Genomic DNA, 23,767 nt, shown 5'->3' with positions numbered 1-23,767 from the left:
GTCGCGGCGACGCGTAATGGAATGGGGAACAATCAAAGCGGTCAGCGCTTGACCGGCTCAGCGACCGCGGCGGATGCGGCCTGCACCGCGCTTTCGATATCGGATTCGGGATTGCCATCGTCCTGGCTCCTTCTGGTACTGCTGCGGTTCGAGGCACCCGAAAACAGGACGCCCCAGTTATCGAAGCGGCGGTTGAACAAGACCGACAGGCCATTGATGGAGCCGCCCTTGGCGATCAGCGACCAGCGTCGCGAAAACGCCCAGGTCAGCTTGACCACGTTGGACGCCGACGTCAGGCTCTGCTCGTAGCCCACCGACAGCTTGTCGGTCACCGCCTTGCCCACGCTCACAACCTGCTGGTCGTTCAGGCCGGCGGTGGAAGGACCGATGGAAAACTCGTCGAGCCCGAAATGCTGCACGACGCCCTTCCCCGCCTTGCCGCCGATCATGCCGAGCGCGGCGCCGCCGAGTGCCGCGCCGCCGAGCTGCTTCTGCTGGCCCGCCGCAGCGCTTTCCGCTCCGTAGCCGAACATCAGCCAAGACAGCTTGTCTTCCTCCGGCACATTGGGCTCGGACACCAGCCGCACGCGCGGAAGCCGCACCGTGCCGGTCACTTCCACGCCAGCCTCCACTTCCTGTCCGCGCCGCATCGCGCGGATGTACATGTTCGGATTGTCGATCGGACCGTTGAAATTGATGGTACCGCGTTCGATGTTCAGCTTGCGGCCAAAGGCTTCGTAGGTGCCCTCGGTGACGCGCACGGTGCCCGTGGCCCGCATCGGCGCGAGCGGCTCGCTGCGCACGTTCATCTGCCCGGCCAGTTCCAGATCAGCACCGGCGCCGCGGAAGCGGAAGTCGTTGCCGAGGTCCACGGTAATCTCGATCAAAGGACTGAACTTGCTCGCAGGTTTTGCTTCCGGTGCGGGCGTGGCCGCCGTCTTCAGTTCGCGCTGGTCCTTGCGGCGCACCACCACGACGTCGTCGCCAAGCACCGGCGCGCCGGCCTTTGGCAGGTCGAACAGGCCGCGGTCGACGCGGAACTTGCCGCGGATCACCATCTGGCGGTTTTCGTTGCCAATGGTCGCATCACCCGACAGGATCAGCGTGCGTTCGGGGCTCGCGAACAACTGCAGCTTGTCGGCGACGATCCTGGCCGTCAGGTTCGGATCGGCCTCGCCCAGCTTGACGTTACCGGTCGCGGTGACCTTGCCGTCGCCGCCGCGGAATTCCACCTGCTTCAGCTCCACGGTGTTCTGGTCGAGCACAATACGCACGATGCCATCCGTGAGGCGGATGCCGAGGTCGTACATCGTCAGCGCGATGCCGTCGCCGTCGACGGTGCCAGTCAGCACCGGCGCGCCCACGGTGCCGGACAGCTTCAGCGCGGCCGCCAGCTTGCCTTCGAACGCGTACTGCGGGCCGCTCAGCGCTTCCAGCGATTTGAGCCGCGGCACATCCACTTGCACCGACCCACCCAGTGTGGAGGCCGGCCCAACGCTGAGCAGGCCTTGATCCGGCACCAGGCCGGCCGATACATCGACCGCCACCTTGCCGATGCGATCGGCCAACGTACCGCCACGCAGCGTGATGCGATTACCGGCAATATCGGCGCGCAGCGAGGTCTCGCCGAGCCCGAGCGATGTGAAGCCACGCCCCGCGTTGACCGAGGCATCGCCGCTGCGGCGTCGGATCTCGGCAAACCCGGCAGCGGTTTCCGCGAGCGTCAGGTTCCAGCGGCCATCGATGACCAGGTCGGAACGCAGTGGCGGCTTCTCACCCGTCAGCGTTTCGACGAGTTCGAGCACGTGGCCGACCTGCAAGCCGTCCAGGTGGCCTTGCGTGCGGATGCGGCCATGATCCCAGTTCAGGCTGTCGATCTGCAGCACGGCGCGATCGAACAGCAAGCGCGTGGCACCGAGCTCCAAGCGCTGCTCGGCCACAGTCAGCTGTGCCGGCGCGGCCAGCCGCAGGTTGACCGAGCTGCGTTCCTCAAACGTGCGGATGGTGCCCTGCCAGCCGTCCTTCGGCCCCTTCCAGCCGCCCTGCCCGGACAGTGCCACGTGCAGCGGCCGCTGATGCAGCGTGCCGTCAGCCTTGGCATCGAAAGTATGGCTGGCCTGCGTGCCGTTCAGCGTGGCGTCGAGCGTGCTGAGGCTGGCCTGCGGCCCTTTGTAGCCGCGCGCCGCGAGCTGCACCGACAGCGTGCCGTCGAGGCCGCCGCGTATCTCGGCATGGCCGCTGGCCGTGGCCACGCTGTGCGGGCCGACGGTCAGGGCCTGTGCGCTGTAGTCGCCCACGACCTCGGGCCGCTTGATCGTCCCGCTCACGTCGGCGTCAAGCTTCAGCTTGCCTGCCACGCCGAATTTCAGCCGATCGAGCTGGGGCGCATCCACGGCCACATGCAGGCGATCGCCGCGCGCGCCGAAACTGCCGCGCAGATCGACCTGGTTGCCGGCCATGCTGAGCGAGGCCTCGCTCGGCAGCAAGCGCTCGCCGGCCACGCGGATCTTGCCGGAGCCGGTCATCGGCAGGCCCGCGTACTCGCTCTCACGCACCGTGAAATCCACGGCGGCGCGAATTTCCTTCGCCAGCGTGCCTGTCGTGCTGAAGTCGGCATTGATGCGGCCGCTGGCAACCTTGGCGAGCCGCGCCGGATCGAACGCGGCCAGCTTGCCCTTGAATTCGAACGCCTGTTCGTCCTTGAGGCCAAGCTTGCCGTCGGCGGTGAGGGTTCCTGCCCCGAGCGTCGCGCGCAATGCCGACAGGGTCAGCGTTTCTTCGTCCATGCTGGCATCGGCAAACAGCTTGAGCTCGCCACCGGTCAGGTCCAGCGCCACACTCTGCCGGCCGGGTTCCAGGCGCACGGCCAGCGGACCGGACAGGCTGGCCTCTGTCAGGGAACCGTACAGCGCGGCCGGGTTGAGCCGGTGCACGTCCAGGTCGAACGCACCGCGGCCATCCTGCAGCGTGCCGCTGCCGGTAATCTCGGCCTTGCCGGACAGCGCAATACGCAGGTCGCGCAGGGTCTGGGACTTCTCGTTGAGCTGCACTTGCGCCTGCACGGACTGCAGCGGCAACTTGCCGGCATCGATCAGTCCCGGTTCGAGGTTGCGCACTACGATGTCGCCGGCCACGGTGAGCGGCGCGGCGGCGGATGCAGGCGCGGACACGGCGGAAGCCGGCGTCGATGCGGGTGCCGATGCGGGTGCCGATGCGGGTGCCGATGCGGGTGCCGATGGTGGCGCCGACGCAGCGGCTGGCTTCGCCGGCGCACCGGCTTCGTCGACCGGCCGCAATTCGGCATGGACCGTCAGGTTCGCCTGTGGCGCCGACGGACTGAACAAACGTGGATTGATGCGCTCCCCGTCGACGAGCAGGTGCGTGAACGGCACCTTGCCGAACGGCGTCACATCGGCATTCGCCCGCGCGCGGATCCGCTCGCCAGTGGCCTCGAGCTCGGCGCGCAATGTATCCAGAGAACCCTTCGCGCTCGCACTGATGGTGAAGGCCTCCTTCTGCCAGCTCGCCTCAAGCAGCGCCTCGGCGTTCAGCGCGAACGGCGCCTGCGCGGCGATCTGCGCGTTGGCGGCAAGCTTTCCATACGGTGTCTCGAGCCTGTCGATCGTCAGCCGGTGCCGCTGTCCGTCGGAATGAAAGGCCCCCGCGAGCCCGGAAAAGATCATCGGTTCCGTCGTGGGAGCCGGGCTCGTGCGTAGGGCCAAGCGGTCCAGCGTCAGCGTGTCGATGTCGATCGCCAGCGGCAATTCGAGCGAGGCCGGCATCTTTGCCGGCGTCGTACTGGGCTCCGATGGCCCGAGTTGCACATCCACCTTGCCGATGCGCAGCCACACCACATGCCAGTGCCGCGGCGACCACGCCAGGTCCCAGCTGCTGTCGACGCGATCGACGGTCACGCGCGTTTCGCCGCTCGCGAACACCACGTCGCGTAATCGCAGTCCCTGGAACACCGTGCCGCCCTCGAACTTGCCCGAGAGCATGCCCGCCGACAGCCTGGTGGCCAGCGTCCATAGCTGCCGCGTGCCGGTTTCCGAGCGCAGGGCGAACACGCCGGCAGCAACCAGCGTGACCAGCAGGGCCACCAGCAAGGCGGCGATCCAGCCGAGCACTCGCCAGATTCGCCGGCGGCGCCGCGGCGGGGGCGTGGGGGACGGCGACTCAGGCGGCGGCACGTCGCCGCCCCGGCCCGGCACGGAAGGCATGTCGACGAGGCTCATCAGAACGCCACCCCGAGCGAGATATGGGGACGGAACTGCTGTTTCTGGACACCGTAGCCCACGTCGAGCTGCACCGGCCCGACCGGGCTGCGCCAGCGCGCGCCGATACCCACGCCGTTGTAGATCTTTACGTCATTGAGCGCATCGGCTGCCGTGCCGGCGTCCCAGAACACCGCGACACCCCATTCGGGCTTGAACCAGTACTGGTATTCCAGTCCGCCGGTGGCGAGGTACTTCGCTGGCAGCACGCTCGAGCCGCTCGGCGTGCCGATCGACTGGTAGCTGTAGCCTCGGATGGAGTCGGTGCCGCCGGCCCGGAAGCGCAGCGTCGCCGGGATCTTGCTGGAATCGGCGGTGGTCATGTTGGCGCCCAGTTCCAGCCGCGCGACGAACAAGTCGCGATTGCCAACCGGCACGTACTGGCGGATACGCCCGTACATGCGGAAGAACGTGGCATCGCTGAGCAGGCCCTTGGCCGCCACGCCAAGCTGGGTACTGATGACATTGCCGCGGCGCGGGAACACGGGGTTGTCGACATCACGCCGCGTCCAGGCAAAGGCCGGCACCAGCGCCTTGCTGATCTGCGCCTGCTGGCCCTCCGGCAGCAGGTTGTCGTAGTAGAAGTCCAGCGACATCGTAATGTCGTACTTCTCGCGCGAGCGTGAGCGCTTCAGGCCCGCGCGCCAGCTGGTAGTGTCAGTGTTCTCGAGGTCGATGGTGCGCTCGTAGCTGCTGTAAATGCTGTTGCGGAAGGTACTGCGGTCCGGCGGCATGGCCGTTTCCGCGAACAGGTAGGAGCGCTTCTGCTCGATGCGGGCCTGGGAATCGAACACCCACGCGCGGTTGAACAGGTTGTAGTACGAATAGCGCCCTTCCACCTGCGCGCCGGTATCGGTGGTAAAGCCCACACCGCTGTTGAGCCGGTGCTCGGGATACTCGCGCACCTTGACCGACACGGGCGCTGTCACTACGCCGTCGGGCGGATTGGCCGCCGTGCCTTCGGGCGTGACCAGGTCGACCTGCACGTTCGAGAAATAGGGCTGGTTCTGGATCGCACGCTGCAGTTCCAGCAGCCGCTCCACGCGGTAGGGCTCGCCTTCGTTGAGCGGATTGACGTTGTAGATGATCTGCTCGGGATAGCGGCGCGTGCCGCTCACGCGCAACGGCCCCAGCAGGTAGGCCGGGCCGCTGTCATAGCGCGCCGACAGGTCCGCGCGCAGTTCATCGGGCTCGATCCGCGCCTGCGACTGCGCCAGCCGCGCGCCAAAGTAGCTGCGGCTCTGCAGCGTCACCAGCGCATCTTCCTTGGCCTTGTCCCAGTCCTCCTGCCGGAACGGGTCGCCCACCGGCAGGCCCCATTTCTTCTGCACCTCGGCCACCTGCTCGGGCGAGCGCGTGGCCGCGGGCCCGTCCACCTTGATGTCGACGTTGCGGATGATCGTGCGCGCGCCGGGATCGACTGTGACATGGACAACGCGCTTGTCGCCCTCGCCTTCCACGCGCGCGGTGGTGACAGGATCGAAATACCCTTCAGTCGAGGCAAACTGGCGCACCTGGTCACCCACGGTTTCCACCATGTAGGCGAACTGGTTGGGCGACAGGTCGGTGCGGTCCTTGTAACGGGACAGGTCGAGGTGGTTTTCCAGGATCTCGCGCAGCGGCTTGGGCGCCTCGACCTCCACCTTGTAGGCGGCCTGTGCCGGCAGCAGCCACGCGACGGCAAGCGCGGACAGGAACACCCTGCGCAGGCGCGCGGGTGTCCATGACCGCGCCTCCGGGCGGACAGTCCTGTCAGGGGCGGCCGCCACGCGGGCCGATTCGGTCCTTTCGGTCCTCATTCGCTGCAATTGCTCCGCCGGGCGGGATGGCGCGTGCCGGCAGCACGCAAAGTGGGTATTTGACCACACCCCCGCCTATGCCCGGAACCATGACCTGCGACAACATGCGCCCAGGTGCGGGCTGCGTCGCATCCGGCTGCCCCGAAGGGAGCGTTGCACGGCGCGGATACTGTAAAATCCTGCGGCACCGTACCTTTCAGCCGCCAAGCGGCGCATTACCAGAATCCCACCATGGCCATGTACGAATCGGAAATCACCCAGTTCCTGAAGTCCCTGAAGCAGGAACGTCCCGCACTCGAGACCGAGCAGCGCGAAGGCCGCGCCCTGCTGTGGGACAAGGAACCGATCGATCTCGAAGAACGGTCCCGCGCCCAGGCTTCCCGTGTGGCGCAAAAGCCCTACGTGTATTCGCTGGACAACTGATCGCGCCTGACGTGCCGTATAGCGCACGCCACTCATGAACCAGAGCGATCAGGACAAGCTGCTTGCCGTGGAACTGCCCGCTGCGCCGCAGGCCGCATCGGCCGGCGAGGACGGCCCCACCGACGTGGTCGACGGCATGGCGTTCGCACGCCTGTATGGCGAGCCGCTGTTCAAGCTGCCGCAGGACCTGTACATCCCGCCCGATGCGCTCGAGATCTTCCTCGAAGCGTTCGAAGGCCCGCTGGACCTGCTGCTGTACCTGATCCGCAAGCAGAACTTCAACGTCCTCGACATTCCGATGTCGCAGGTCACGCGGCAGTACCTGTCGTACATCGAGCAGATCCGCAAGACCAATCTGGAATTGGCGGCGGAATACCTGCTGATGGCGGCGATGCTCATCGAGATCAAGTCGCGCATGCTGCTGCCGGTCAAGAAGGCCGACAGCGACGAGGATGCCGAAGATCCGCGCGCCGAGCTGGTGCGCCGCCTGCTTGAATACGAACAGATGAAGCTGGCCGCGCAGCGCCTGGATACCGTGCCGCAGCTCGGCCGCGATTTTCTGCGCTCGCAGGTCTATATCGAACAGAGCCTGGCGCCGCGCTTCCCGGACGTGGAAGCGGTCGACCTCCAGTCGGCCTGGGCCGACGTGCTCAAGCGCGCCAAGCTCAACCAGCACCACAAGATCTCGCGTGAAGAACTCTCGGTGCGCGAGCACATGAGCCAGATCCTGCGCCGGCTGCAGCACGCGCGCTTCATGGAATTCACCGAGCTGTTCGATGACGCGATCCGTTCCGGCAAGGGCGTGCCCATCGTGGTGGTGAACTTCATCGCCATGCTGGAGCTGTCGCGCGAGTCGCTCGTGGAGATCACGCAGGCCGAGCCGTTCGCGCCAATTTATGTTCGATTGGCGTACACCCCTACCTGACCTCCCCGTCGCGCCGCGCCCACCGCGGTGCCACATGTTCTACAATCCGCCGACAACCGCGAAGAGCCCGGACAGGGTCCGCCGAGACTTGTCGATGCGCCCGCCAGAAGGCGCCAGGATCACCCATACCACGACAGCACACCAAGTTCATGAAAGTCATTTCCTCCATCCAAGAGCTGCGTGACCAGTTGCGCGGGCAAAACCGGGTCGCGTTTGTCCCGACCATGGGCAACCTGCACGAAGGTCACCTGTCGCTGATGCGCCTGGCGCGCCAGCACGGCGATCCGGTGGTGGCATCCATCTTCGTCAACCGCCTGCAGTTCGGCCCGAACGAGGACTTCGACAAGTACCCGCGCACGCTGCAGGACGACATCGAAAAGCTGCAGAGCGAAGGCGTGTACGTGCTGTTCGCGCCGACCGAGCGCGACATGTACCCGGAGCCGCAGGAATACCGCGTGGATCCCCCCCACGATCTCGGCGATATCCTGGAAGGCGAGTTCCGCCCGGGCTTCTTCAAGGGCGTCTGCACCGTGGTGATGAAGCTGTTCACGGCCGCGCAGCCGCGCGTGGCGGTGTTCGGCAAGAAGGACTACCAGCAGCTCATGATCGTGCGCCGCATGGTCCACCAGTTCGCGCTGCCGATCGAGATCGTGCCCGCGGAGACCGTGCGTGCCGAGGACGGCCTGGCGCTGTCGTCGCGCAATCGCTACCTCACCGAAGCCGAGCGCGCCGAGGCGCCCATGCTTTACCGCACGCTGCACGACGTGCGCGACACCGTGCTGGGCAGCGACCGCGCGGCCACCCGGCTGGCCACCGTCGAAGCGGACGCTTGCGCCACCCTGGCGCAGCGCGGCTGGAAGCCCGACTACGTGTCGATCCGCAAGCGCAGCAACCTGCAGGCGCCGACGCCCGAGGAATTCGCCGCCGGCGAGCCGCTGGTGGTGCTGACGGCTGCCAAGCTCGGCGCCACCCGCCTCATCGACAACCTCGAAATCTGAGCCCCGCGGCCAGCGGCCACTTCGCCCAGACAAGAAGAGCAAGCCTTGCGGCTTGCTCTTTGCATTTCAGGCCTCGGCCTTTTCAGCGCTGCGCGTGCTGCGGATGCCGGCCCGCTGGCGGACCTTGGTCACGTGGCGCTGGTGCCCGCGCCGGCGCTTCCACCAGATCAGCACGCCGGTGATCCCGAACATCAGCGGCGCCAGGCCAAAGACGGTGATGAAGAGGCGGCCGGGCACGCCGAAGGCCTCGCCCGTATGCAGCGGGAACAGCCAGTTCAGGAAGGTGTCGCCGGCCGGCGCATCGGCCGGGTCGCGCGCGCCAAGGCGCTTGCCGGTATAGGCATCTAGCCATAGCCGCGTAGCGCCGCTGTCCTTGCGCACCTCGTCGGGCTGGCGCAGGCGCACTTCATAGGCATCGCCCGCCTTACGAGGAAAACTGATGCGGGTCACGGTGGCGTCGGGATATTCGGCTTGGGCGGTCGCCATGATCTGCGCGGCGCCGAGCGGCCGCGCACCGGGCTCGGCGGGTGCCGATGCATGCTTGGCCGGCGGCGTCACCGTCATGACGCTGGAAACGATGGGCGTCACCCACTTCGGCAGGTTCAGGTACCAGCCCGAGAAAGCGATGGTCGCCAGCACCGGCGCGGCAAAGATGCCGCCCGCACGGTGCAACGTATAGGTGAAGCGCGACCACGAGCCGCCATGCGTGATGCGGAACGCCTGGAACACGGAGCGCGGCCGCAGCTTCGGCCACCATGCCACAATGCCGAGCAGCACCATGATCAGCAGCATCATGCCGGTCACACCTGTGATGGTCTTGCCGGTTTCGCCGCTGAGCAGGTAGCGGTGCAGATGGAACAGCGTCGGCAGCAGCAACTGGCGCGACAGGCCAAACTCGCCCCACACCCGCTCGCCCTTCACTTCGAACGTGACCGGATCGACCATGACCTGGCGCGAGCGGCCCGGCACCACGCCATCGGGTCCCTTGACCGGATACCAGGCGACGAAGACGCCGTGTTCCTCCACCGGCAGCATCAGCATGTTCGGCCGGCCATAGCCGGGGCCGGACAGGCGCTCGGTGACGGCCTGCACCGTATCGGAGGACACCGGCATCCGCACGGGCGCCGATGCCACCAGCAGATCGGGATTCAGCCATGCATCGAGCTCGTCGCGCCATGCGATGGTAGTGCCGGTCAGCCCCATCAGGACGAACAACAGGCCGAAGATCAGCCCGATATACAGGTGCAGCTTGACGATGACAACGCGTAGGCGGCCGGTGACCATTGGGCGACAGAAGGGATTGTGGGAGTCGGCAGGAAAGGCGCGTGGTGCCAGCCCCGACAATGCAAATGGGAAAGATTCGCAATTCTATCAGGGTACGAGCGGCCCGCCTGTACTTGAAGCAATGCGGCAGAATGACGCCCTGACCCCTGATATCCGCCAGCCATGCCCCTTGTCACCCTGACGTCCGCCACGGCCGCAGACGCTGATCTCATTGCCGCCATGCACACTGAAAGCTGGCGGCAAACTTACCCGGGCCTGTTGCCCAACGCCTATCTTTCGCAGACGGCGCCCGCGGAGCGCCGCGCGGCCTGGCACGCGCGCCTGCATGACGGTGCGGAAGCGCCACTCGAAGTGACGCTGGCACAGGTAGATGGTGACCCTGCCGGCTTTGCGTGCCTGATGCCCGACGCAGAGCCGGTCTATGGCATCTACCTGGACAACCTGCATGTGCTGCCGGCTTTCCACGGGCACGGACTGGGCAAGCGCCTGCTGGCACACTGCGCGGAGCGCGTGGCAACAGGCTGGCCGGGCCAACCACTGTTCCTGTACGTGCTGGAAGGCAACACGCAGGCGCGCGATTTCTACCGGCGCCTTGGTGGGCAGGAATCCGAGAGCTTCCAGGATCCGTTTCCGGGCACGGACATCATCGTGGCAATACGGCGCGTGACGTGGCCTGACGTGCCCGCACTGCTCGCGCGCCTGACACCCACCGCGCGCTAGCGGCGCAGCGGCGCAAACATGGCCCCAAGGTCCAGATGGCTGGCGAGTGTATCGGCCAGCCGTTCGATCGAGGCCTCGCGCAGTGCCGCAAGGTCGATCCCCTGTGCCCCGTCGAGTCCGGCCCAGCGCAGCAGCCCCTCGCATGCCGTGGGCTCGTCAAACACGCCATGTACATAGGTCGCCAGCACCTGGCCATCCTCTGAGCAGGCACCATCCGCGCGACGCGTGCCGTTTTCATCGTCCAGCCACAGTGCCGGTCGCTCCAGGCCTGAGCCGGTACTCACACCCATGTGGATTTCATAGCCGCTGACAGCGGCTTCTCGATCAGCATCCGCAAGCCGCCCGCTGACTCGGCGCAGCTGCTTGTGCGGCGCCAGTGTCGTTTCATAGTCGAGCCAGCCGAACCCTGCGCTGCTGCCAGCAGGACCTTCATGGCCGGCCGGATCATGGATCTGCCGGCCCAGCATCTGCATGCCGCCGCAGATGCCGATCACCTTGCCGCCATAACGCAGATGCCGCCGCAGCGCCGGCTCCCAGCCATTGGCGCGCAGGAAATCCAGGTCGGCACGCACGCTCTTGCTGCCGGGCAGGATCACGAGGTCCGCGGGCGGCACGGGCATGCCGGGCCCGATAAAGCGCAGGTCGACCTGCGGGTGCGCGCGCAGCGCATCGAAATCGGTGTGGTTCGAGATGCGCGGCAACACCGGCACGATCACGCGCAGCAGCGCGTCAGGCGTACCCCGCTTGGCCGACTGCGCGCCGACGATGGCATCTTCCGCATCCAGATGCAGGCCATGCAGGTACGGCAGCACGCCGAACACCGGCTTGCCGGTGCGTGCCTCCAGCCAGTCGAGCCCCGGCTGCAGCAGGCTGATATCGCCGCGGAAACGGTTGATGATGAAGCCGGTCACGCGTGCGCGCTCACTGTCCGACAGGCAGTCCAGCGTGCCCACCAGATGGGCGAACACGCCGCCGCGATCGATGTCGGCCACCAGCACGACCGGGCAATCGACGCGCTCGGCAAACCCCATGTTGGCGATATCGCGATCGCGCAGGTTGATCTCGGCCGGACTGCCCGCGCCTTCCACGACCACCACGTCGTAGGCCTGCGTCAGCCGTTCATGCGAGGCGAGCACGGCCTTCATGGCCTCCGGCTTGTACGCGTGATAGGCGCGCGCGTCGAGATCCAGCCGGGCTTTGCCGTGGATGATGATCTGCGCGCCGGTGTCGCTGCTCGGCTTGAGCAGCACGGGGTTCATGTCGGTGTGCGGTTCGACCCGCGCCGCCTGTGCCTGCAGCGCCTGCGCGCGACCGATCTCGCCACCATCGGCGGTCACCGCGCTGTTCAGCGCCATGTTCTGCGGCTTGAATGGCGCCACGCGCATGCCGGCCCGGGCCAGTACGCGGCACAGGCCTGCCACGACCGTACTCTTGCCGGCGTCGGAAGTCGTGCCCTGCACCATCAGCGTGCCGCGCAAGGCACTGGCACCGTCCGTTCGCGAGGTTTCAGAAGAATCACATTGCATAGCGGCCAATTATCGCACCCGCCGTGCGGCTATCGGATGCGACCGCTACAATACCCGGATGGAAACACCGGCCACCGACACCGCGCCTGCCACGGCCGCGGAGCCTCGCCGGGCCGCGAACGGCCACGGCGCCCACCAGCTCACGCTGGTGCTGGGCGGCGCGCGCTCGGGCAAGAGCCATTACGCCGAGCAACTGGCGACCGACCACGCGGCCATCAAGGGCGGGCCGGTCACCTACATTGCCACCGCACGCCAGGATCCAGACCAGACCGACGAAGAGCTCGAAGTGCGCATCGCGCTGCATCGTGCGCGCCGCCCGGCCGACTGGCATCTCGTCGAAGAGCCGGTCCGCCTGGCCGACGCGCTCTACGCGCACGCGCGCCACGACGGCTGCATCCTGGTGGATTGCGTCACGCTGTGGATGAACAATCTGCTGTTCCCGAAAGACCGCACCTATCCCGAGCACGGTGTGATCACGCCGCCCGATATCTTCGCCGAAGAAATCGAATCGCTGCTCAACGCCCTGCCCACGCTGCCCGGCCACGTGATCCTGGTCTCGAACGAGATCGGCTTCGGCGTGGTGCCGATGGGCGCGATCACGCGCTTCTACGTCGATGAACTGGGGCGCCTCAACCAGAAACTCGCTGCCGCTGCCGATTGCGTACGTCTGCTAGTCGCGGGCATTCCCGTCGCGGTCAAGGGCCCTGACCCCGCATGCTGATGTTGTCCTGGCCGGCGTGCGCGGCCGCGGCGCTGGCTGGCGTATGGCTGGACCAGTGGCTCGGCGAACCGAAGCGCTGGCATCCGCTCGTTGGCTTCGGCAAGCTTGCCAGCGCGCTCGAGCGCCGCCTCAATCGTTCTCCGCAAGCCACGCCCGTATGGCGCCAGCGCATCACCGGCATTGCTGCATGGCTGTTGATCGTGCTGATACCGGCCGCGCTGATCGCGTTGCTGGCCGATGCCGCAAGCCGATGGCATCCATGGCTCGGATGGTCGGTGCACGCCGTCGCGCTCTATGCCGCGCTTGGCGCGCGCAGTCTCGAGCAACACATCGCCCCAATTGCGGCGGCGCTGGCAAGCGGCGACCTTGACGCTGCGCGCACACTGACCGCCCGTATCGTCTCGCGCGATACAGCCGATGCCGACAGCGAAGCCCTGGCACGCGCCGCATGTGAATCGGCACTCGAAAACGGCAATGACGCGATCTTCGGCGCGCTGTTCTGGTTCCTGGTGGGCGGCGCACCCGCCGTGGTTGCCTTCCGTCTCGCCAACACGCTCGACGCGATGTGGGGCTATCGTACGCCGCGCCTGCGATATTTCGGCTGGGCCGCGGCCCAGCTCGACGATGTGCTGAACCTCGCACCGGCACGGCTTACTGCGCTGTCCTATGCACTGCTCGGTGCGACCGTGCAGGCCCTGCGCTGCTGGCGTACGCAGGCGCCCGCATGGTCCAGCCCGAACGCCGGCCCGGTGATGGCTGCCGGCGCAGGCGCCGTCGGCGTTGCGCTTGGCGGACCGGCTCGCTACCACGGCGAAATCGAGGCACGTCCGCCGCTGGGCACTGGTGCCCGGCCTGACGCCGAACATGTGCTGGCCTGCCTGCAACTGGTGCAGCGCACGCTGTGGCTCTGGCTGGCAATAGCCATTGCCAGCGCCGCGGCGCTGCACTGGCTCCCTGCCCTGTTGAGCCTATGAAATTCGCGCTGGCCCCCATTCGCCACGGCGGCGACCTGCAGGCCGCCGTACGCCGCTATGGCCAGCCTGTTGGTGAATGGCTGGACCTGTCTACCGGCATCAATCCGACGGGCTACCCCGTGCCGCCGATTCCGGCCGAGGCCTGGCAGCGCCTGCCGGAGGACAACGACGGCCTGGCGGAAATTGCCTCCCAAGCGTTCGGTGCGCCTCAAGCCCTGCCTGTCGCGGGCTCGCAGGCCGCGATCCGCACGCTGCCGCAACTCCTCGCGCGCGGACGCGTCGGCGTGGCCGCGCTCGGCTACAGCGAGTACGCGCCAGCGTTCGCCGCCGCCGGCCATGACGTCGTGCTGCTCGGCGAATCGGACTTCGCCCAGCCATCGCTGGCAGACGGCCTCGACCACCTCGTCGTGGTCAATCCGAATAACCCGTCAGGCCGTTTGCTTGCGCCGCAAACGTTACTGGCCTGGCATGCGACGCTGGCCGCGCGTGGCGGCACGCTGCTTGTCGATGAGGCCTTTATCGACTGCACGCCGCAGCATTCGGTCGCGGCGCACAGCGGCGCCCCGGGGCTCGTGGTACTGCGCTCGCTCGGCAAGTTCTACGGGCTCGCCGGCGTACGCTGTGGCTTCGTGCTTGGGGAAGCTGCGTTGCTCGAAGCGTTGCGCGAACGGCTGGGCCACTGGACCGTATCGGGCCCGGCGCGCGTGATCGCTCGCGCGGCGCTGGCCGACCATGGCTGGCAGGCTGCCAACCGAGATCGTCTGGCCGCGTGGGCCGAACGACTGCGCGCGCTGCTGGCAAGCCACGGCCTCGCACCGGTGATGCAACCCCTGTTCTGCTGGGTGCCGCTTCAACACGCCGCGAATCTGCACGACGCGCTGGCCCGCCATGGCGTCTGGACGCGCCGCTTCGATGCCGCTGGCGACTGCGCGCCGGGCCTTCGGCTCGGACTGCCACCCGATTCGCCGCACGCATGGCAACAACTGGAAACCGCGCTGTCCGCCGTCACGCGCGCCTGAACGCACTCTGACCCGCATGCTCCTCGTCCGCCAGATCGCTGCAGCTGTGCTGCTTGTCGCCACCACTCAGGCCATGGCCACTGTTTCGGCTGTCGATGACGCCGGCCAGACCGTCACCCTCGCCCAGCCCGCGCGCCGCGTGGTTTCGCTCGCCCCACACGTGACCGAGCTGCTCTACGCCGCGGGCGGCGGCGACCGCATCGTCGGCACCGTGCACTACAGCGACTATCCGCCGCAAGCGCGCGATATTCCGCGCGTCGGCGACAACAAGGCGCTGGACCTCGAACGGATTGCGGCGCTCAAGCCGGACCTGATCGTGGTGTGGCGCCATGGCAATGCGCAGAAGCAGACCGACCGCCTGCGTGCGCTGGGCCTGCCGCTGTTCTACAGCGAGCCGCGCCGGCTCGAGTCGATCCCGGACAATCTCGAAAAGCTTGGCACGCTGCTCGGCACGGAAGCCACGGCCCATCGCGCCGCGGACGATTTCCGCCAGCGCGTGGCAGCGCTGCGCAAGACCTACGCGGCCAAGCCGCCGGTCACCGTGTTCTACCAGGTCTGGCAACAGCCGCTGATGACGCTGAATGGCCAGCACCTCGTGAGCGACCTGCTTGCACTATGCGGCGGCCGCAATCTGTTCGCGAATGAATCGCCTCTCGTACCGACCGTGTCGGTAGAGGCCGTGGTGGCCGGCAACCCCGAAGTCATGCTGACCGCAGGCACAGGTGCCACGGTGTCGGACCGGCCGCTCGCGGACTTCGCGATGTGGGAAAAATGGAAGCAGGTCACGGCGGTCGCACGAGGCAACCTGTTCACGATCGACGGCGATCTCGTTACTCGTGCCGGACCGCGCGTGGTACAGGGCGCCGAGCAGATCTGCAAGGACCTTGACACGGCGCGAAGCCGCCGGCCCGCGCGCTGATCAGCCTGCGCTGCGGTTCCACCACGCGAGCTGGGGCGTGCCGCTGCCTAGGCGGAACAGGCAACTCGCTCCGAAACCCAGTTCCCACCCGAGCGTCGTCGCCAGCGACAGCCCGAGCCAGTGCGCGGCGAGCAAGCGCATCGGCCCGGCATGGCCGACTACCCACAGGCAGGTATCGGTCGGGGCTGCCTCCGCCAACGACGCTGCCCAGCCCGACACGCGCGCCATGGCGAGTGCCGCGGTTTCGCCGCCATGCGGACAGGCATCGAGCAGATCCTGCGCCAGTGCGTCGAGTTCGCCGCGCGGAATATCGTCCCACGCACGCCCTTCCCAGGCGCCGAAGTCGATTTCGGCCAGACGTGGTTCGACTTCGGGTTCCAGCGTGTGAGCAGGCAACGATTGCATCAGCAGCCGGGTCGTTTCGGCCGCGCGCCGCAGCGGGCTTGTCAGCACGCGCTGCGGTGTGGGCAGCGCGGCGACGATGGCCCCCGGAGATGGCTCGACCGGCGTCATCAGACATAAATCCAGACTGCCGTAGCAAATGCCGCCGCCGACCTGCGGGCGCGCGTGACGAATCAGGACCACGTCCATGCGGCGGCCACCAGGTAGATAAGCAATTCGGCCAGTTGCTGCGCCATGCCGAGGCAGTCGCCCGTATAGCCTCCGATGCGGCGCACGAAATAGCGACCCAGAAAGAAGCGCAGAATTGCCAGCGCAACTACCGCCACACCAGCGAATAGTGGCGACACCAGCGCCAGCGGCGCAGCACCGCACAACAGTGCAAAGCCTAGCCCCGCCCCGCCAAGCCGCTGCGCCACGGGCTTGGCCTTACCCTCGTCGCGCACGTAGTCCAGCGTTGCCAGATAGCTCACGGCCATGGCCCGGCTGGCGCCATGCGCGGCGAGCAGCACGAGCAACAGCTCCTGCAATCCGCTGCGTGCGCCGATGGCGACAAGCAGTTGCCACTTGAGCAACAGCGCGATGACCAGCGCGATGGCGCCGAACGCGCCAATGCGCGAGTCGTGCATGATGCGCAGCACGTCCTCGCGCCGCCACGCGCCGCCGAAAGCATCGACGCAATCGGCAAGCCCGTCCTCGTGGAAGGCGCCAGTCAGCAGCAACGTAGCGGCCATGCCGAGCAGCACCGCGACGCCCGGCGGCCACCACTGCAGCGCGCCCCACGTGACCAGCACGGCCACGCCGCCGACCATCAGACCGACCAGTGGAAAGTAGCGCGCCGCCGCATTGAGGTAGCGCGGCTCATAGCCAACCCACTGCGCCAGCGGCGACGGCAGCGGCACGCGCGTGAAGTAGCCGAGCGCGGTCAGGAAGAAGCGCAGTTCGTCGGCCATGCGGCGGTCAGGCCGAGGCGCCGCTGACGCCTGCACCGCTGAACGTGGCCATCTCGTTCAGGAAAGCGGCGGCCGACGACACGAGCGGCCACGCAAGCGCCGCGCCGGTCCCTTCGCCGAGACGCAGGTCCAGCGCCAGCAGCGGCTCGGCCTTGAAGTGGTCGAGCAGTGCGCGGTGGCCGCGTTCATGCGAGCAGTGCGAAAACACGCAGTACTGCAGCACGCGGGCGTCGATGCCGTGCGCCACCAGCAGTGCGGCCGAGGCAATGAAGCCGTCGACCAGGATCACCATGCGGCTCGCGGCCGCGGCCAGGAAGGCGCCCGCCATCATCGCGATCTCGAAACCGCCGAATGCGGCCAATGCATCGAGCGGCGCGACGGCATCCGCGTGCAGCGCAAGCGCGCGCTCCAGCACCTCGCGCTTGCGCGCAAGGCCGGCGTCGTCGAGCCCGGTGCCGCGGCCGATGCAGTCCGCCAGCGGCACGCCCGTGAGCCGGCTCATGAGGCACGCTGCGGACGAGGTGTTGCCGATGCCCATCTCGCCAAAACCGATCACGTTGCAGCCCTGCTGCGCGGCGCGCAGCACGCGCGCCATGCCGGCCATCATCGCGGCGCTGGCCTGCTCCGCACGCATGGCCTGCGTCTCGGCGAAGTTCTGCGTGCCGTCCGCGATCCGGCAATTGACCAGTCCCGGCGACGCGGGCAGCGGCACACGCACGCCGGCATCGACGACTTCCAGCGCAATGCCGTGCAGGCGCGAGAACACGTTGATGGCCGCTCCGCCCTTCAGGAAATTGAGCACCATCTGCGCGGTGACCTCGGCCGGATACGCGCTGACGCCCGCATCAGCAACACCATGGTCGCCGGCAAAGACGATGACGGTGGGTCGTTTCAGTGCCGGTTGCGTTGTGCCGCAGATCAGGCCGACCTGCATGGCGAGGTCTTCGAGCCGGCCGAGTGCGCCGAGCGGCTTGGTCTTGTCGTCGATGGCGGCCCGCAGGGCCGGACGCAGCGCGTCGTCGAGGGGGGCGATTTCTGGAAACAGCATGGTGCGCAATGAATACGGATAAAAATGAATCGGGCGCAGTGTACCGCTACATCTCCACGCCGCGCTGCGCCTTGATGCCCTGCTGGAACGCGTGCTTGACCGGCACCATGTCGGTGACGGTGTCCGCTGCTTCCACCAGCGCCGGCGGCGCGCCACGGCCGGTGATGACCACGTGCTGCATCGGTGGCCGCGCGCGCAGGTCCTCGACCACGCGCTCCACATCAAGATAGTGCAGCTTGAGCGCGATGTTGAGTTCGTCGAACAGCACGAGCCCGATCGACGGGTCGCGCAGCATGCCGCGCGCCACTTCCCAGGCCGCTTCTGCCTTGGCCACATCACGCGCGCGGTCCTGCGTCTCCCACGTGTAGCCTTCGCCCATCACATGGAAGTCGCAGACATCGGGGAAGCGGCGAAGGAACATCTCCTCGCCGGTGGGCTGCGCGCCCTTGATGAACTGCACCACGCCGGTCCGCATGCCGTGGCCGAGCGCACGCACCACCATGCCGAAGCCTGAGCTCGACTTTCCCTTGCCATTGCCGGTCGTGATGACGATCACGCCGCGCTCGTCCTGCGCGGCGGCGATTTTCGCGTCGACCACTTCCTTCTTGCGGACCATGCGGGCCTTGTGGCGCTCGTCGCGGCCGCCATCGTCCGTGCCGCCGCCCTGTGCTGTCGTGTTGTCGTTCATGATTGTTCGTTCGTGCCCGCCCGCGGGCGGGGAAATCCATCGGGAATCAGCGCGGTGTGGACGCCGTCAGTCACGCTGACGATCGGCGTGCGCAGCGCGCGCGAGCATTGTTCGGGGGTCAGCACCTGCTGTGCCGGGCCATGCAGCGCCGTGCCGTCTTCGGCCATCAGCAGCGCATGGGTGGCGTAGCGGCGCGCCAGGTTCAGGTCGTGCAGGATCACGACGATCGCATGGCGGCCCGCACGCGCCAGCGACGCGAGCACTTCGAGCACCATGATCTGGTGCCGCAAGTCCAGGTGCGAGACGGGTTCGTCGAGCAGCAGCAGCGGCGCCTGCTGCGCAAGCACGGCGGCCAGCGCCGCGCGCTGGCGTTCACCGCCGGACAGCGTCAGTACGTCGCGTGCGGACAGCGTTTCAAGGTCCATGGCATCAATGGCGGCGCGTACCACGGCATCGTCATCGCGCCCGGTCCAGCCCCAGCCGGACAGGTGCGGATGGCGGCCCACGCGCACCGCGTCGAGCACGGACATCGAGAACGTGTCATGCAGGGCCTGTGGCAGGTAGGCACGCTGGCGTGCCAGTGCGGCCGGCGACAGTCGCTCCAGTGGCGTGCCGTCCAGGCTGGCGCTGCCACCATCGGCGCGGCGCAGGCCCGAAAGCACGCCCATCAGCGTGGATTTGCCGACGCCATTGGGTCCGGCCACGCACCAGAGCTGTCCCGGTGCGATCTCGAGCGACAGGCCATCGACCAGCACGCGCGTGCCGGTGCGCAGGCTCACGTCGTGCAGGGACAGCGTGGAGCATGCGGCTGCGGGTTCGGACCAGTGCGTCATCGCGGCCTCCGCAACAGCAGGTAGAGGAAGGTCGGCACGCCAAGCAACGCAGTAATGACGCCCACTGGCAGCTGTGCGGGCGCGATCACGGTACGTGCGATGAGATCGGCGGCCATCAACAACGCCCCGCCGAGCAGCGCGGAGGCTGGCAGCAGCAGGCGCTGATCATTGCCCCATGCGAGGCGCACCAGATGCGGCACCACCAGGCCGACAAAGCCGATCGAACCCGCCGTGGTGATGGCCACGGCAATCGACAGTGAGGCGAGCACGAACGTGGCCAGTCGCACGCGGCCGACGCGAACACCCAACGACTGCGCCACGGTTTCACCGAGGAGCATCACATTGAGCGAGCGCGCCATCGGCATGGCGAGCAAGACAGCGAGCGCCAGCATGGCCAGCGCGACGCCATATTCAGCCGTGCCGCCCAGATCGCCCGTAAGCCAGAACAGCATGCCGCGCAGACGCGCTTCCGGCGCAACGGCAAGAATCAGCGTAATCAGCGCGCCCCAGCCCGAGGCCAGGATCACGCCGGTCAGCAGCAGGCGCGCACCGGCCTCGTGGTGGCCGCCCTGCACCTGCGGAAGCAGCAGGTCACGCCGCGCGAGCGTGGCGACCAGCACCATCGACAGCAACGCACCACTCGCCGCGCCGGCCTGCACGGCCCATAGCGGCAGCATCAGCAGCATGGCGCCGAGCGCACCGGTGGCGGCGCCGCCGGACACGCCCAGCACATAGGGCTCGGCCAGCGGATTGCGCAGCAGCACCTGCATCAATGCACCGGACAAGGCCAGCAGGCCGCCGCAGGCAAATGCCGCGGCGGCACGTGGCAGGCGCAGGTCGCGCACGATGGCGCCCGCGGTGCCGGTGTCTGCGCCCGTCAGCGCCTGCCAGAGTTGCGCGGCGTCCATGCGCACGCTGCCAAACGCCAGCGACAGCAGGAACACCGCCACCGCGACCGCAGCGAGCGCCAGCCACACCGCGAGGGCGCGCCGGAAGTCAGACATGGCGCGCCACACCGCCCGTCATTTCTGGCGCCAGCCCAGCGTGATATAGCCGGCCCGGCCCTGCGTGTTGTAGGGGTAGACCAGCTGGTAGTTCTTGTCGAACAGGTTCTCGACCCGGGCAGCGACGAACCATTGCTTGTCGATGTTGTAGCGCGCGTTGAGGTTGACGATACCGTATCCGCCCAGCGTGCGCGAGCCCGTATCCAGGCGCGACGAGGACAGCAGCCATTCGCCGCCGAAACGCCAGTTGCCGAAATTGCGGCCCACGTCGAACGCGGCATGGCGGCGCGCGCGGCGCAGCAGCTGCGTGTCGGTCTGTTCGTCAACCGGGTTCTGGAACGTCACGCTCGCGCCCACATCGGTACCCCAAAGCGACGCACGCCAGGACGCCTCGATGCCCTGCACCTTCGCCTTGTTGACGTTGGTCGGCGCCAGCAGGCCGTTGGGCTGCGTGACGTTGACGATCAGGTCGTCGTAGCGGGTCTCGAACGTCGTCACGCGCAGCAGGCCGGTTTGCGGCGTGTTGTACTGCACGCCGACTTCCGCCGACTTGGCGCGCTCGGGGTTCAGGTTCGGATTGCCGAAGCCCGGGAAATACAGCTCGTTGAACGTTGGCGCACGGAAAGCATTGCTGACATTGGCGATCAGCTTGAGCGCGTCGGTCACGTTGTAGCCATAGCCCGCAAAGAAGCTGCCCTGGTTGCCGAAGTCCGAATAGTGGTCGTTGCGCCCGTTGAGCTGGATCTGGTGCTTGCCAAAGCGCCCGTCATAGCCACCGAACACCGAGAACACATTGCGCGACGGCGCGCCGTACGAGTTCGAATCGAGCTCTTGCTGCAGGTAGTCGGTACCGAACAGCAGCGTGTGGGTCGGCGCCAGCGCGTATTCGTTCTGCCAGTTGAACTGGCGGTTACGCGTGTTGAAGGTGCCGTTGTTGGCACCGTTGAGGAAGTTTTCGCTGCGGTCCTCGCTCTGTGCAAGCTTGAAATGCGTGGCCCAGTCCGGCAGCACCTTGCCGTTGACGAATGCCGACACCGTGTACAGCTCGCTGTTGCTGCGGTTGTCGTCGGTCGGGCGGCCGAAGCTGCTGTCATACGACAGCTTGCTCTTCGAGTAGTAGCCGGCCATGCCCGCATCCCAGTCCGGCGTGAAGCGGTGCTTGACTTGCGCCGATACGCTCTGGTTCTCGTACGGATTGTCGTTCGGGTTAGCGCGCGGCGCCTGCTTCGTGTTGATCGACGAAAATCCGTCGGTCTTGAACGCAGAACCCGTAACGTTGAACGAGGTGTCGCCGATCTGGCCGCCATAGCCAACCGTCCCTTGGCGCGTATTGTTGCTGCCGTACTCGACCTGCGCGTTCGCCGCCGGGGCCTGGCCCGCGCCGCTCTTGGTGAAAATCTGCACCACGCCGCCGATCGCATCCGAGCCGTACAGCGCCGACACGTTGCCCCGCACCACTTCGATGTGGTCGATCTGGTCAGGCAGGATGTTGGCTAGCTGAGCGGTGCCGCTGCTGACCGACGAGACGCGCGCGCCGTCGATCAGAATCAGCGTCTGGTTGGAGTTGGCGCCGCGCATGAATATCGACGTGTTCGAGCCCATGCCGCCGTTGGCGGTCAGCTCCACACCGGCCTGGTTGCGCAGCAGCGTGCGCAGGTCCGGCGCTTGCGAGTTGACGATATCCTCCTGCGTCACCACCGTGGTATGCGGCAGCGCCTCGGTCAACGGCTGTGCCGTGCGGGTCGAGGTGACCACCACCGGCGGCAGTTGTGTCGCAGCGGCGGTACCGGCAACCGGTTGAGACCCACTGCCAGTCTCGGTCTGGGCCAAGGCGGGATTCAGGACAAGGGAAGACACGGCAGCCAGGACGGCAGCTACGGACGGACGCACCGTCGGCAGTGCCGGACGGTACGACCTGTAAAGCGATGAACGCATGATGCAGGAATGGATAGGACGGCCGGGCCCGTTCCCCCGCGGGCCATGTGGCGATGAGGCGTGCCGCGCAGGGGCGGCAGCCCGCGTTCAGGCCGGTATCCGGGCTGGCGGCTCGGGACTGGCCGCCTTCCCGAACGCGTGAGGTTCAGTGGCGATTGGCCAGCCCTGCGACGCCGTGTGGGCAGGCATCGCGGCCGCTTACCGTTGCGGGGGCAGCACAGGTTGGCCTGGCCGAGCTGTTCGTCGGCCGCGGCTCCCTGTTTCCCGTTGAACTGCCAATCTGCCTTGGGCGGATGGCGAGCACCTGGAACGTGCGCGAGTGTAGGCAGTTTCCCTAATCGAGTCAATGCGCGAGTCCATGCGGGCCGGACCGCGCTTGACGACGCACAAACGGGCCGCAAACCGGGCGCAAACGCCGTTTTCGGCGCAGAAGCGTGCAACTTCCGGGCGCCATGGCAGTCACACCCGCCTTGCCTCTCATTGTGCGCGACGACGCTTCGGCTAGAATCGCGATACCTGACACCATTCACCATGACAGGCCCTATGCTTAACGAACTCGAACAGCTGGCCGCCAAGATCGGGCGCGTGCTCCATCACGCGGACACCCTGGCGGCGGAGAACCAGCGGCTGCGCGACGAAATCGCGCGCCTGCAAGGCGAAGCCACGCAGTTGCGCAGCGAACGCGAAGCCATGGCCGCCGACCGCGAACTGCTCAACATCAAGATCGAGGAAGCGCAACTGCGCATCCAGTCCATCCTCGACAAGCTGCCCACCGCTAGCGATTCGCGCCAGCTCGACCTGCTGGACGAAGGCGCCGGATCTGCGGCCCCGGGCGACGCCGCGCACAAGGCCTCCGGAGAACACGCATGAGCAACAAGCAAGTCGAAGTGAACATCGCGGGCCAGCCCTACCGCTTCGCGATCGCGCCCGAGAACGAGGCCGCGCTGCTGGAAGCTGTCGCGCTGGTGGACACGCAGATGAACAAGCTGCGCAACAACGCCTCGGCCAAGGGTGTGGAACGCGTTGCAGTGATGGCGGCGATCACCATCGCATCGGACCTGCTGGCCCTGCAGCGCAAGCAGCAGTCGGACGGGGCGATCCCCGTCGATGCCATCCGCGCGCGCATCCGCGAACTCAACGAGCGCGCCGACGAAGCGCTGCGGCAATACGCGCATGTCGGCACGGGGACGCCGGCACAGACGAACTGAGCGCGGGCCGCGCGCATGTGCGCTGTCGTGCAAAATGTAACGACGTGGCCGGGTGGGCTTGGTATGCATGAGGACGAGGTGTATAGTGTAGCCAGACTGCACGAGGCACCACAGACG

The 23,767-nt window shown here is 67.2% G+C and carries 21 protein-coding genes and 1 riboswitch; of the genes, 10 read left to right on the top strand and 11 right to left on the bottom strand.

All coding sequences use genetic code 11. From position 1 onward, the window contains the following. Positions 1–41: 41 nt before the first annotated feature. Together K2O51_RS15850 and K2O51_RS15845 are read right to left on the bottom strand one after the other, a co-directional pair. Positions 42–4,235: a translocation/assembly module TamB domain-containing protein gene (locus K2O51_RS15850; protein WP_220631332.1), complete on the bottom strand. Its 4,194-nt coding sequence runs from the start codon at positions 4,233–4,235 to the stop codon at positions 42–44. Next, complete coding sequence (locus K2O51_RS15845) at positions 4,235–6,073, bottom strand: autotransporter assembly complex protein TamA (protein ID WP_011296858.1); 1,839 nt, start codon at positions 6,071–6,073, stop codon at positions 4,235–4,237. The genes K2O51_RS15850 and K2O51_RS15845 overlap by 1 nt, the downstream gene beginning before the upstream one ends. 231 nt (positions 6,074–6,304) lie before the next feature. On the opposite strand from K2O51_RS15845, the gene K2O51_RS15840 reads away from it, so the two are divergent. From K2O51_RS15840 to panC, 3 genes are all read left to right on the top strand, one after another. Next, the gene (locus K2O51_RS15840; protein ID WP_041679489.1) at positions 6,305–6,496 is read left to right on the top strand and encodes a DUF3460 family protein; all 192 of its coding nucleotides are present in this window, start codon (positions 6,305–6,307) and stop codon (positions 6,494–6,496) included. 34 nt (positions 6,497–6,530) lie between these two features. After that, positions 6,531–7,421, top strand: coding sequence for a segregation and condensation protein A (locus K2O51_RS15835; protein ID WP_011296856.1), 891 nt, complete (start codon positions 6,531–6,533; stop codon positions 7,419–7,421). 149 nt (positions 7,422–7,570) lie between these two features. Next, positions 7,571–8,419 carry a pantoate--beta-alanine ligase gene (gene panC / locus K2O51_RS15830; RefSeq protein ID WP_011296855.1) on the top strand — a complete coding sequence of 283 codons (849 nt, stop codon included), beginning with the start codon at positions 7,571–7,573 and terminating at the stop codon, positions 8,417–8,419. A 66-nt stretch (positions 8,420–8,485) separates the two neighbouring features. Here panC and K2O51_RS15825 read toward each other — a convergent pair whose 3' ends face one another. Further along, the gene (locus K2O51_RS15825; RefSeq protein ID WP_011296854.1) at positions 8,486–9,703 is read right to left on the bottom strand and encodes a PepSY-associated TM helix domain-containing protein; all 1,218 of its coding nucleotides are present in this window, start codon (positions 9,701–9,703) and stop codon (positions 8,486–8,488) included. Positions 9,704–9,865: 162 nt separating this feature from the next. On the opposite strand from K2O51_RS15825, the gene K2O51_RS15820 reads away from it, so the two are divergent. Continuing rightward, on the top strand, positions 9,866–10,423 hold the full coding sequence (locus K2O51_RS15820) for a GNAT family N-acetyltransferase (RefSeq protein ID WP_220631331.1): 558 nt from the start codon (positions 9,866–9,868) through the stop codon (positions 10,421–10,423). Here K2O51_RS15820 and K2O51_RS15815 read toward each other — a convergent pair. Continuing rightward, positions 10,420–11,886 (bottom strand): cobyric acid synthase, encoded by a 1,467-nt coding sequence (locus K2O51_RS15815; RefSeq protein ID WP_011296852.1) that lies wholly within the window; start codon positions 11,884–11,886, stop codon positions 10,420–10,422. The genes K2O51_RS15820 and K2O51_RS15815 overlap by 4 nt on opposite strands. 121 nt (positions 11,887–12,007) lie before the next feature. On the opposite strand from K2O51_RS15815, the gene cobU reads away from it, so the two are divergent. Genes cobU through K2O51_RS15795 form a run of 4 tightly spaced genes read left to right on the top strand, consistent with a single transcriptional unit; the run spans position 12,008 to position 15,582 of the window. After that, on the top strand, positions 12,008–12,670 hold the full coding sequence (gene cobU, locus K2O51_RS15810; protein ID WP_011296851.1) for a bifunctional adenosylcobinamide kinase/adenosylcobinamide-phosphate guanylyltransferase: 663 nt from the start codon (positions 12,008–12,010) through the stop codon (positions 12,668–12,670). After that, positions 12,664–13,644, top strand: a complete 981-nt coding sequence (gene cbiB / locus K2O51_RS15805) for an adenosylcobinamide-phosphate synthase CbiB (RefSeq protein ID WP_220631330.1) — start codon at positions 12,664–12,666, stop codon at positions 13,642–13,644. Before cobU ends, cbiB begins: the two co-directional genes overlap by 7 nt. Further along, on the top strand, positions 13,641–14,663 hold the full coding sequence (gene cobD / locus K2O51_RS15800) for a threonine-phosphate decarboxylase CobD (protein ID WP_011296849.1): 1,023 nt from the start codon (positions 13,641–13,643) through the stop codon (positions 14,661–14,663). The genes cbiB and cobD overlap by 4 nt, the downstream gene beginning before the upstream one ends. Before the next feature lie 16 nt (positions 14,664–14,679). After that, entirely contained in the window at positions 14,680–15,582 is a 903-nt protein-coding gene (locus K2O51_RS15795; RefSeq protein ID WP_011296848.1) for a cobalamin-binding protein, read from the top strand. Here K2O51_RS15795 and K2O51_RS15790 read toward each other — a convergent pair whose 3' ends face one another. The 7 genes from K2O51_RS15790 to K2O51_RS15760 are packed head-to-tail and all read right to left on the bottom strand — an operon-like array spanning position 15,583 to position 22,442. Next, the gene (locus K2O51_RS15790) at positions 15,583–16,173 is read right to left on the bottom strand and encodes a histidine phosphatase family protein (protein ID WP_011296847.1); all 591 of its coding nucleotides are present in this window, start codon (positions 16,171–16,173) and stop codon (positions 15,583–15,585) included. Continuing rightward, entirely contained in the window at positions 16,158–16,934 is a 777-nt protein-coding gene (locus K2O51_RS15785; RefSeq protein ID WP_011296846.1) for an adenosylcobinamide-GDP ribazoletransferase, read from the bottom strand. The genes K2O51_RS15790 and K2O51_RS15785 overlap by 16 nt, the downstream gene beginning before the upstream one ends. A 7-nt stretch (positions 16,935–16,941) precedes the next feature. Further along, positions 16,942–17,982 carry a nicotinate-nucleotide--dimethylbenzimidazole phosphoribosyltransferase gene (gene cobT, locus K2O51_RS15780; RefSeq protein ID WP_011296845.1) on the bottom strand — a complete coding sequence of 347 codons (1,041 nt, stop codon included), beginning with the start codon at positions 17,980–17,982 and terminating at the stop codon, positions 16,942–16,944. Between the two features lie 46 nt (positions 17,983–18,028). Continuing rightward, complete coding sequence (gene cobO, locus K2O51_RS15775) at positions 18,029–18,670, bottom strand: cob(I)yrinic acid a,c-diamide adenosyltransferase (protein WP_140949605.1); 642 nt, start codon at positions 18,668–18,670, stop codon at positions 18,029–18,031. Beyond that, positions 18,667–19,503 carry an ABC transporter ATP-binding protein gene (locus K2O51_RS15770; RefSeq protein ID WP_220631329.1) on the bottom strand — a complete coding sequence of 279 codons (837 nt, stop codon included), beginning with the start codon at positions 19,501–19,503 and terminating at the stop codon, positions 18,667–18,669. The genes cobO and K2O51_RS15770 overlap by 4 nt, the downstream gene beginning before the upstream one ends. Beyond that, positions 19,500–20,507 (bottom strand): FecCD family ABC transporter permease, encoded by a 1,008-nt coding sequence (locus K2O51_RS15765; RefSeq protein WP_011296842.1) that lies wholly within the window; start codon positions 20,505–20,507, stop codon positions 19,500–19,502. Before K2O51_RS15765 ends, K2O51_RS15770 begins: the two co-directional genes overlap by 4 nt. Before the next feature lie 18 nt (positions 20,508–20,525). Then, complete coding sequence (locus K2O51_RS15760; RefSeq protein ID WP_011296841.1) at positions 20,526–22,442, bottom strand: TonB-dependent receptor plug domain-containing protein; 1,917 nt, start codon at positions 22,440–22,442, stop codon at positions 20,526–20,528. A gap of 73 nt (positions 22,443–22,515) precedes the next feature. Further along, positions 22,516–22,766, bottom strand: a riboswitch (cobalamin riboswitch). Positions 22,767–22,985: 219 nt separating this feature from the next. Between K2O51_RS15760 and K2O51_RS15755 the strand changes: the two genes are divergently transcribed. Together K2O51_RS15755 and K2O51_RS15750 are read left to right on the top strand one after the other, a co-directional pair. Then, positions 22,986–23,312, top strand: coding sequence for an MreC domain-containing protein (locus K2O51_RS15755; protein WP_041679487.1), 327 nt, complete (start codon positions 22,986–22,988; stop codon positions 23,310–23,312). Beyond that, positions 23,309–23,650 (top strand): cell division protein ZapA, encoded by a 342-nt coding sequence (locus K2O51_RS15750; RefSeq protein WP_011296839.1) that lies wholly within the window; start codon positions 23,309–23,311, stop codon positions 23,648–23,650. The genes K2O51_RS15755 and K2O51_RS15750 overlap by 4 nt, the downstream gene beginning before the upstream one ends. Positions 23,651–23,767 lie beyond the last annotated feature (117 nt).

It is taken from the genome of Cupriavidus pinatubonensis, from assembly GCF_019602855.1.
GTDB classification, from domain to species: domain Bacteria; phylum Pseudomonadota; class Gammaproteobacteria; order Burkholderiales; family Burkholderiaceae; genus Cupriavidus; species Cupriavidus pinatubonensis.
The sequence above is the reverse complement of the archived record's forward strand: the minus strand, read 5'-3'. Positions and strand labels throughout refer to the sequence as shown.

Excerpts from the sequence above, each read along its gene's own strand:
- K2O51_RS15850 (WP_220631332.1), bottom strand. The coding sequence starts at position 4,235 with ATGAGCCTCGTCGACATGCCTTCCGTGCCGGGCCGGGGCGGCGACGTG.
- K2O51_RS15845 (WP_011296858.1), bottom strand. The coding sequence starts at position 6,073 with ATGAGGACCGAAAGGACCGAATCGGCCCGCGTGGCGGCCGCCCCTGAC.
- K2O51_RS15840 (WP_041679489.1), top strand. The coding sequence starts at position 6,305 with ATGGCCATGTACGAATCGGAAATCACCCAGTTCCTGAAGTCCCTGAAG.
- K2O51_RS15835 (WP_011296856.1), top strand. The coding sequence starts at position 6,531 with ATGAACCAGAGCGATCAGGACAAGCTGCTTGCCGTGGAACTGCCCGCT.
- panC (WP_011296855.1), top strand. The coding sequence starts at position 7,571 with ATGAAAGTCATTTCCTCCATCCAAGAGCTGCGTGACCAGTTGCGCGGG.
- K2O51_RS15825 (WP_011296854.1), bottom strand. The coding sequence starts at position 9,703 with ATGGTCACCGGCCGCCTACGCGTTGTCATCGTCAAGCTGCACCTGTAT.
- K2O51_RS15820 (WP_220631331.1), top strand. The coding sequence starts at position 9,866 with ATGCCCCTTGTCACCCTGACGTCCGCCACGGCCGCAGACGCTGATCTC.
- K2O51_RS15815 (WP_011296852.1), bottom strand. The coding sequence starts at position 11,886 with ATGGTGCAGGGCACGACTTCCGACGCCGGCAAGAGTACGGTCGTGGCA.
- cobU (WP_011296851.1), top strand. The coding sequence starts at position 12,008 with ATGGAAACACCGGCCACCGACACCGCGCCTGCCACGGCCGCGGAGCCT.
- cbiB (WP_220631330.1), top strand. The coding sequence starts at position 12,664 with ATGCTGATGTTGTCCTGGCCGGCGTGCGCGGCCGCGGCGCTGGCTGGC.
- cobD (WP_011296849.1), top strand. The coding sequence starts at position 13,641 with ATGAAATTCGCGCTGGCCCCCATTCGCCACGGCGGCGACCTGCAGGCC.
- K2O51_RS15795 (WP_011296848.1), top strand. The coding sequence starts at position 14,680 with ATGCTCCTCGTCCGCCAGATCGCTGCAGCTGTGCTGCTTGTCGCCACC.
- K2O51_RS15790 (WP_011296847.1), bottom strand. The coding sequence starts at position 16,173 with ATGGACGTGGTCCTGATTCGTCACGCGCGCCCGCAGGTCGGCGGCGGC.
- K2O51_RS15785 (WP_011296846.1), bottom strand. The coding sequence starts at position 16,934 with ATGGCCGACGAACTGCGCTTCTTCCTGACCGCGCTCGGCTACTTCACG.
- cobT (WP_011296845.1), bottom strand. The coding sequence starts at position 17,982 with ATGCTGTTTCCAGAAATCGCCCCCCTCGACGACGCGCTGCGTCCGGCC.
- cobO (WP_140949605.1), bottom strand. The coding sequence starts at position 18,670 with ATGAACGACAACACGACAGCACAGGGCGGCGGCACGGACGATGGCGGC.
- K2O51_RS15770 (WP_220631329.1), bottom strand. The coding sequence starts at position 19,503 with ATGACGCACTGGTCCGAACCCGCAGCCGCATGCTCCACGCTGTCCCTG.
- K2O51_RS15765 (WP_011296842.1), bottom strand. The coding sequence starts at position 20,507 with ATGTCTGACTTCCGGCGCGCCCTCGCGGTGTGGCTGGCGCTCGCTGCG.
- K2O51_RS15760 (WP_011296841.1), bottom strand. The coding sequence starts at position 22,442 with ATGCGTTCATCGCTTTACAGGTCGTACCGTCCGGCACTGCCGACGGTG.
- K2O51_RS15755 (WP_041679487.1), top strand. The coding sequence starts at position 22,986 with ATGCTTAACGAACTCGAACAGCTGGCCGCCAAGATCGGGCGCGTGCTC.
- K2O51_RS15750 (WP_011296839.1), top strand. The coding sequence starts at position 23,309 with ATGAGCAACAAGCAAGTCGAAGTGAACATCGCGGGCCAGCCCTACCGC.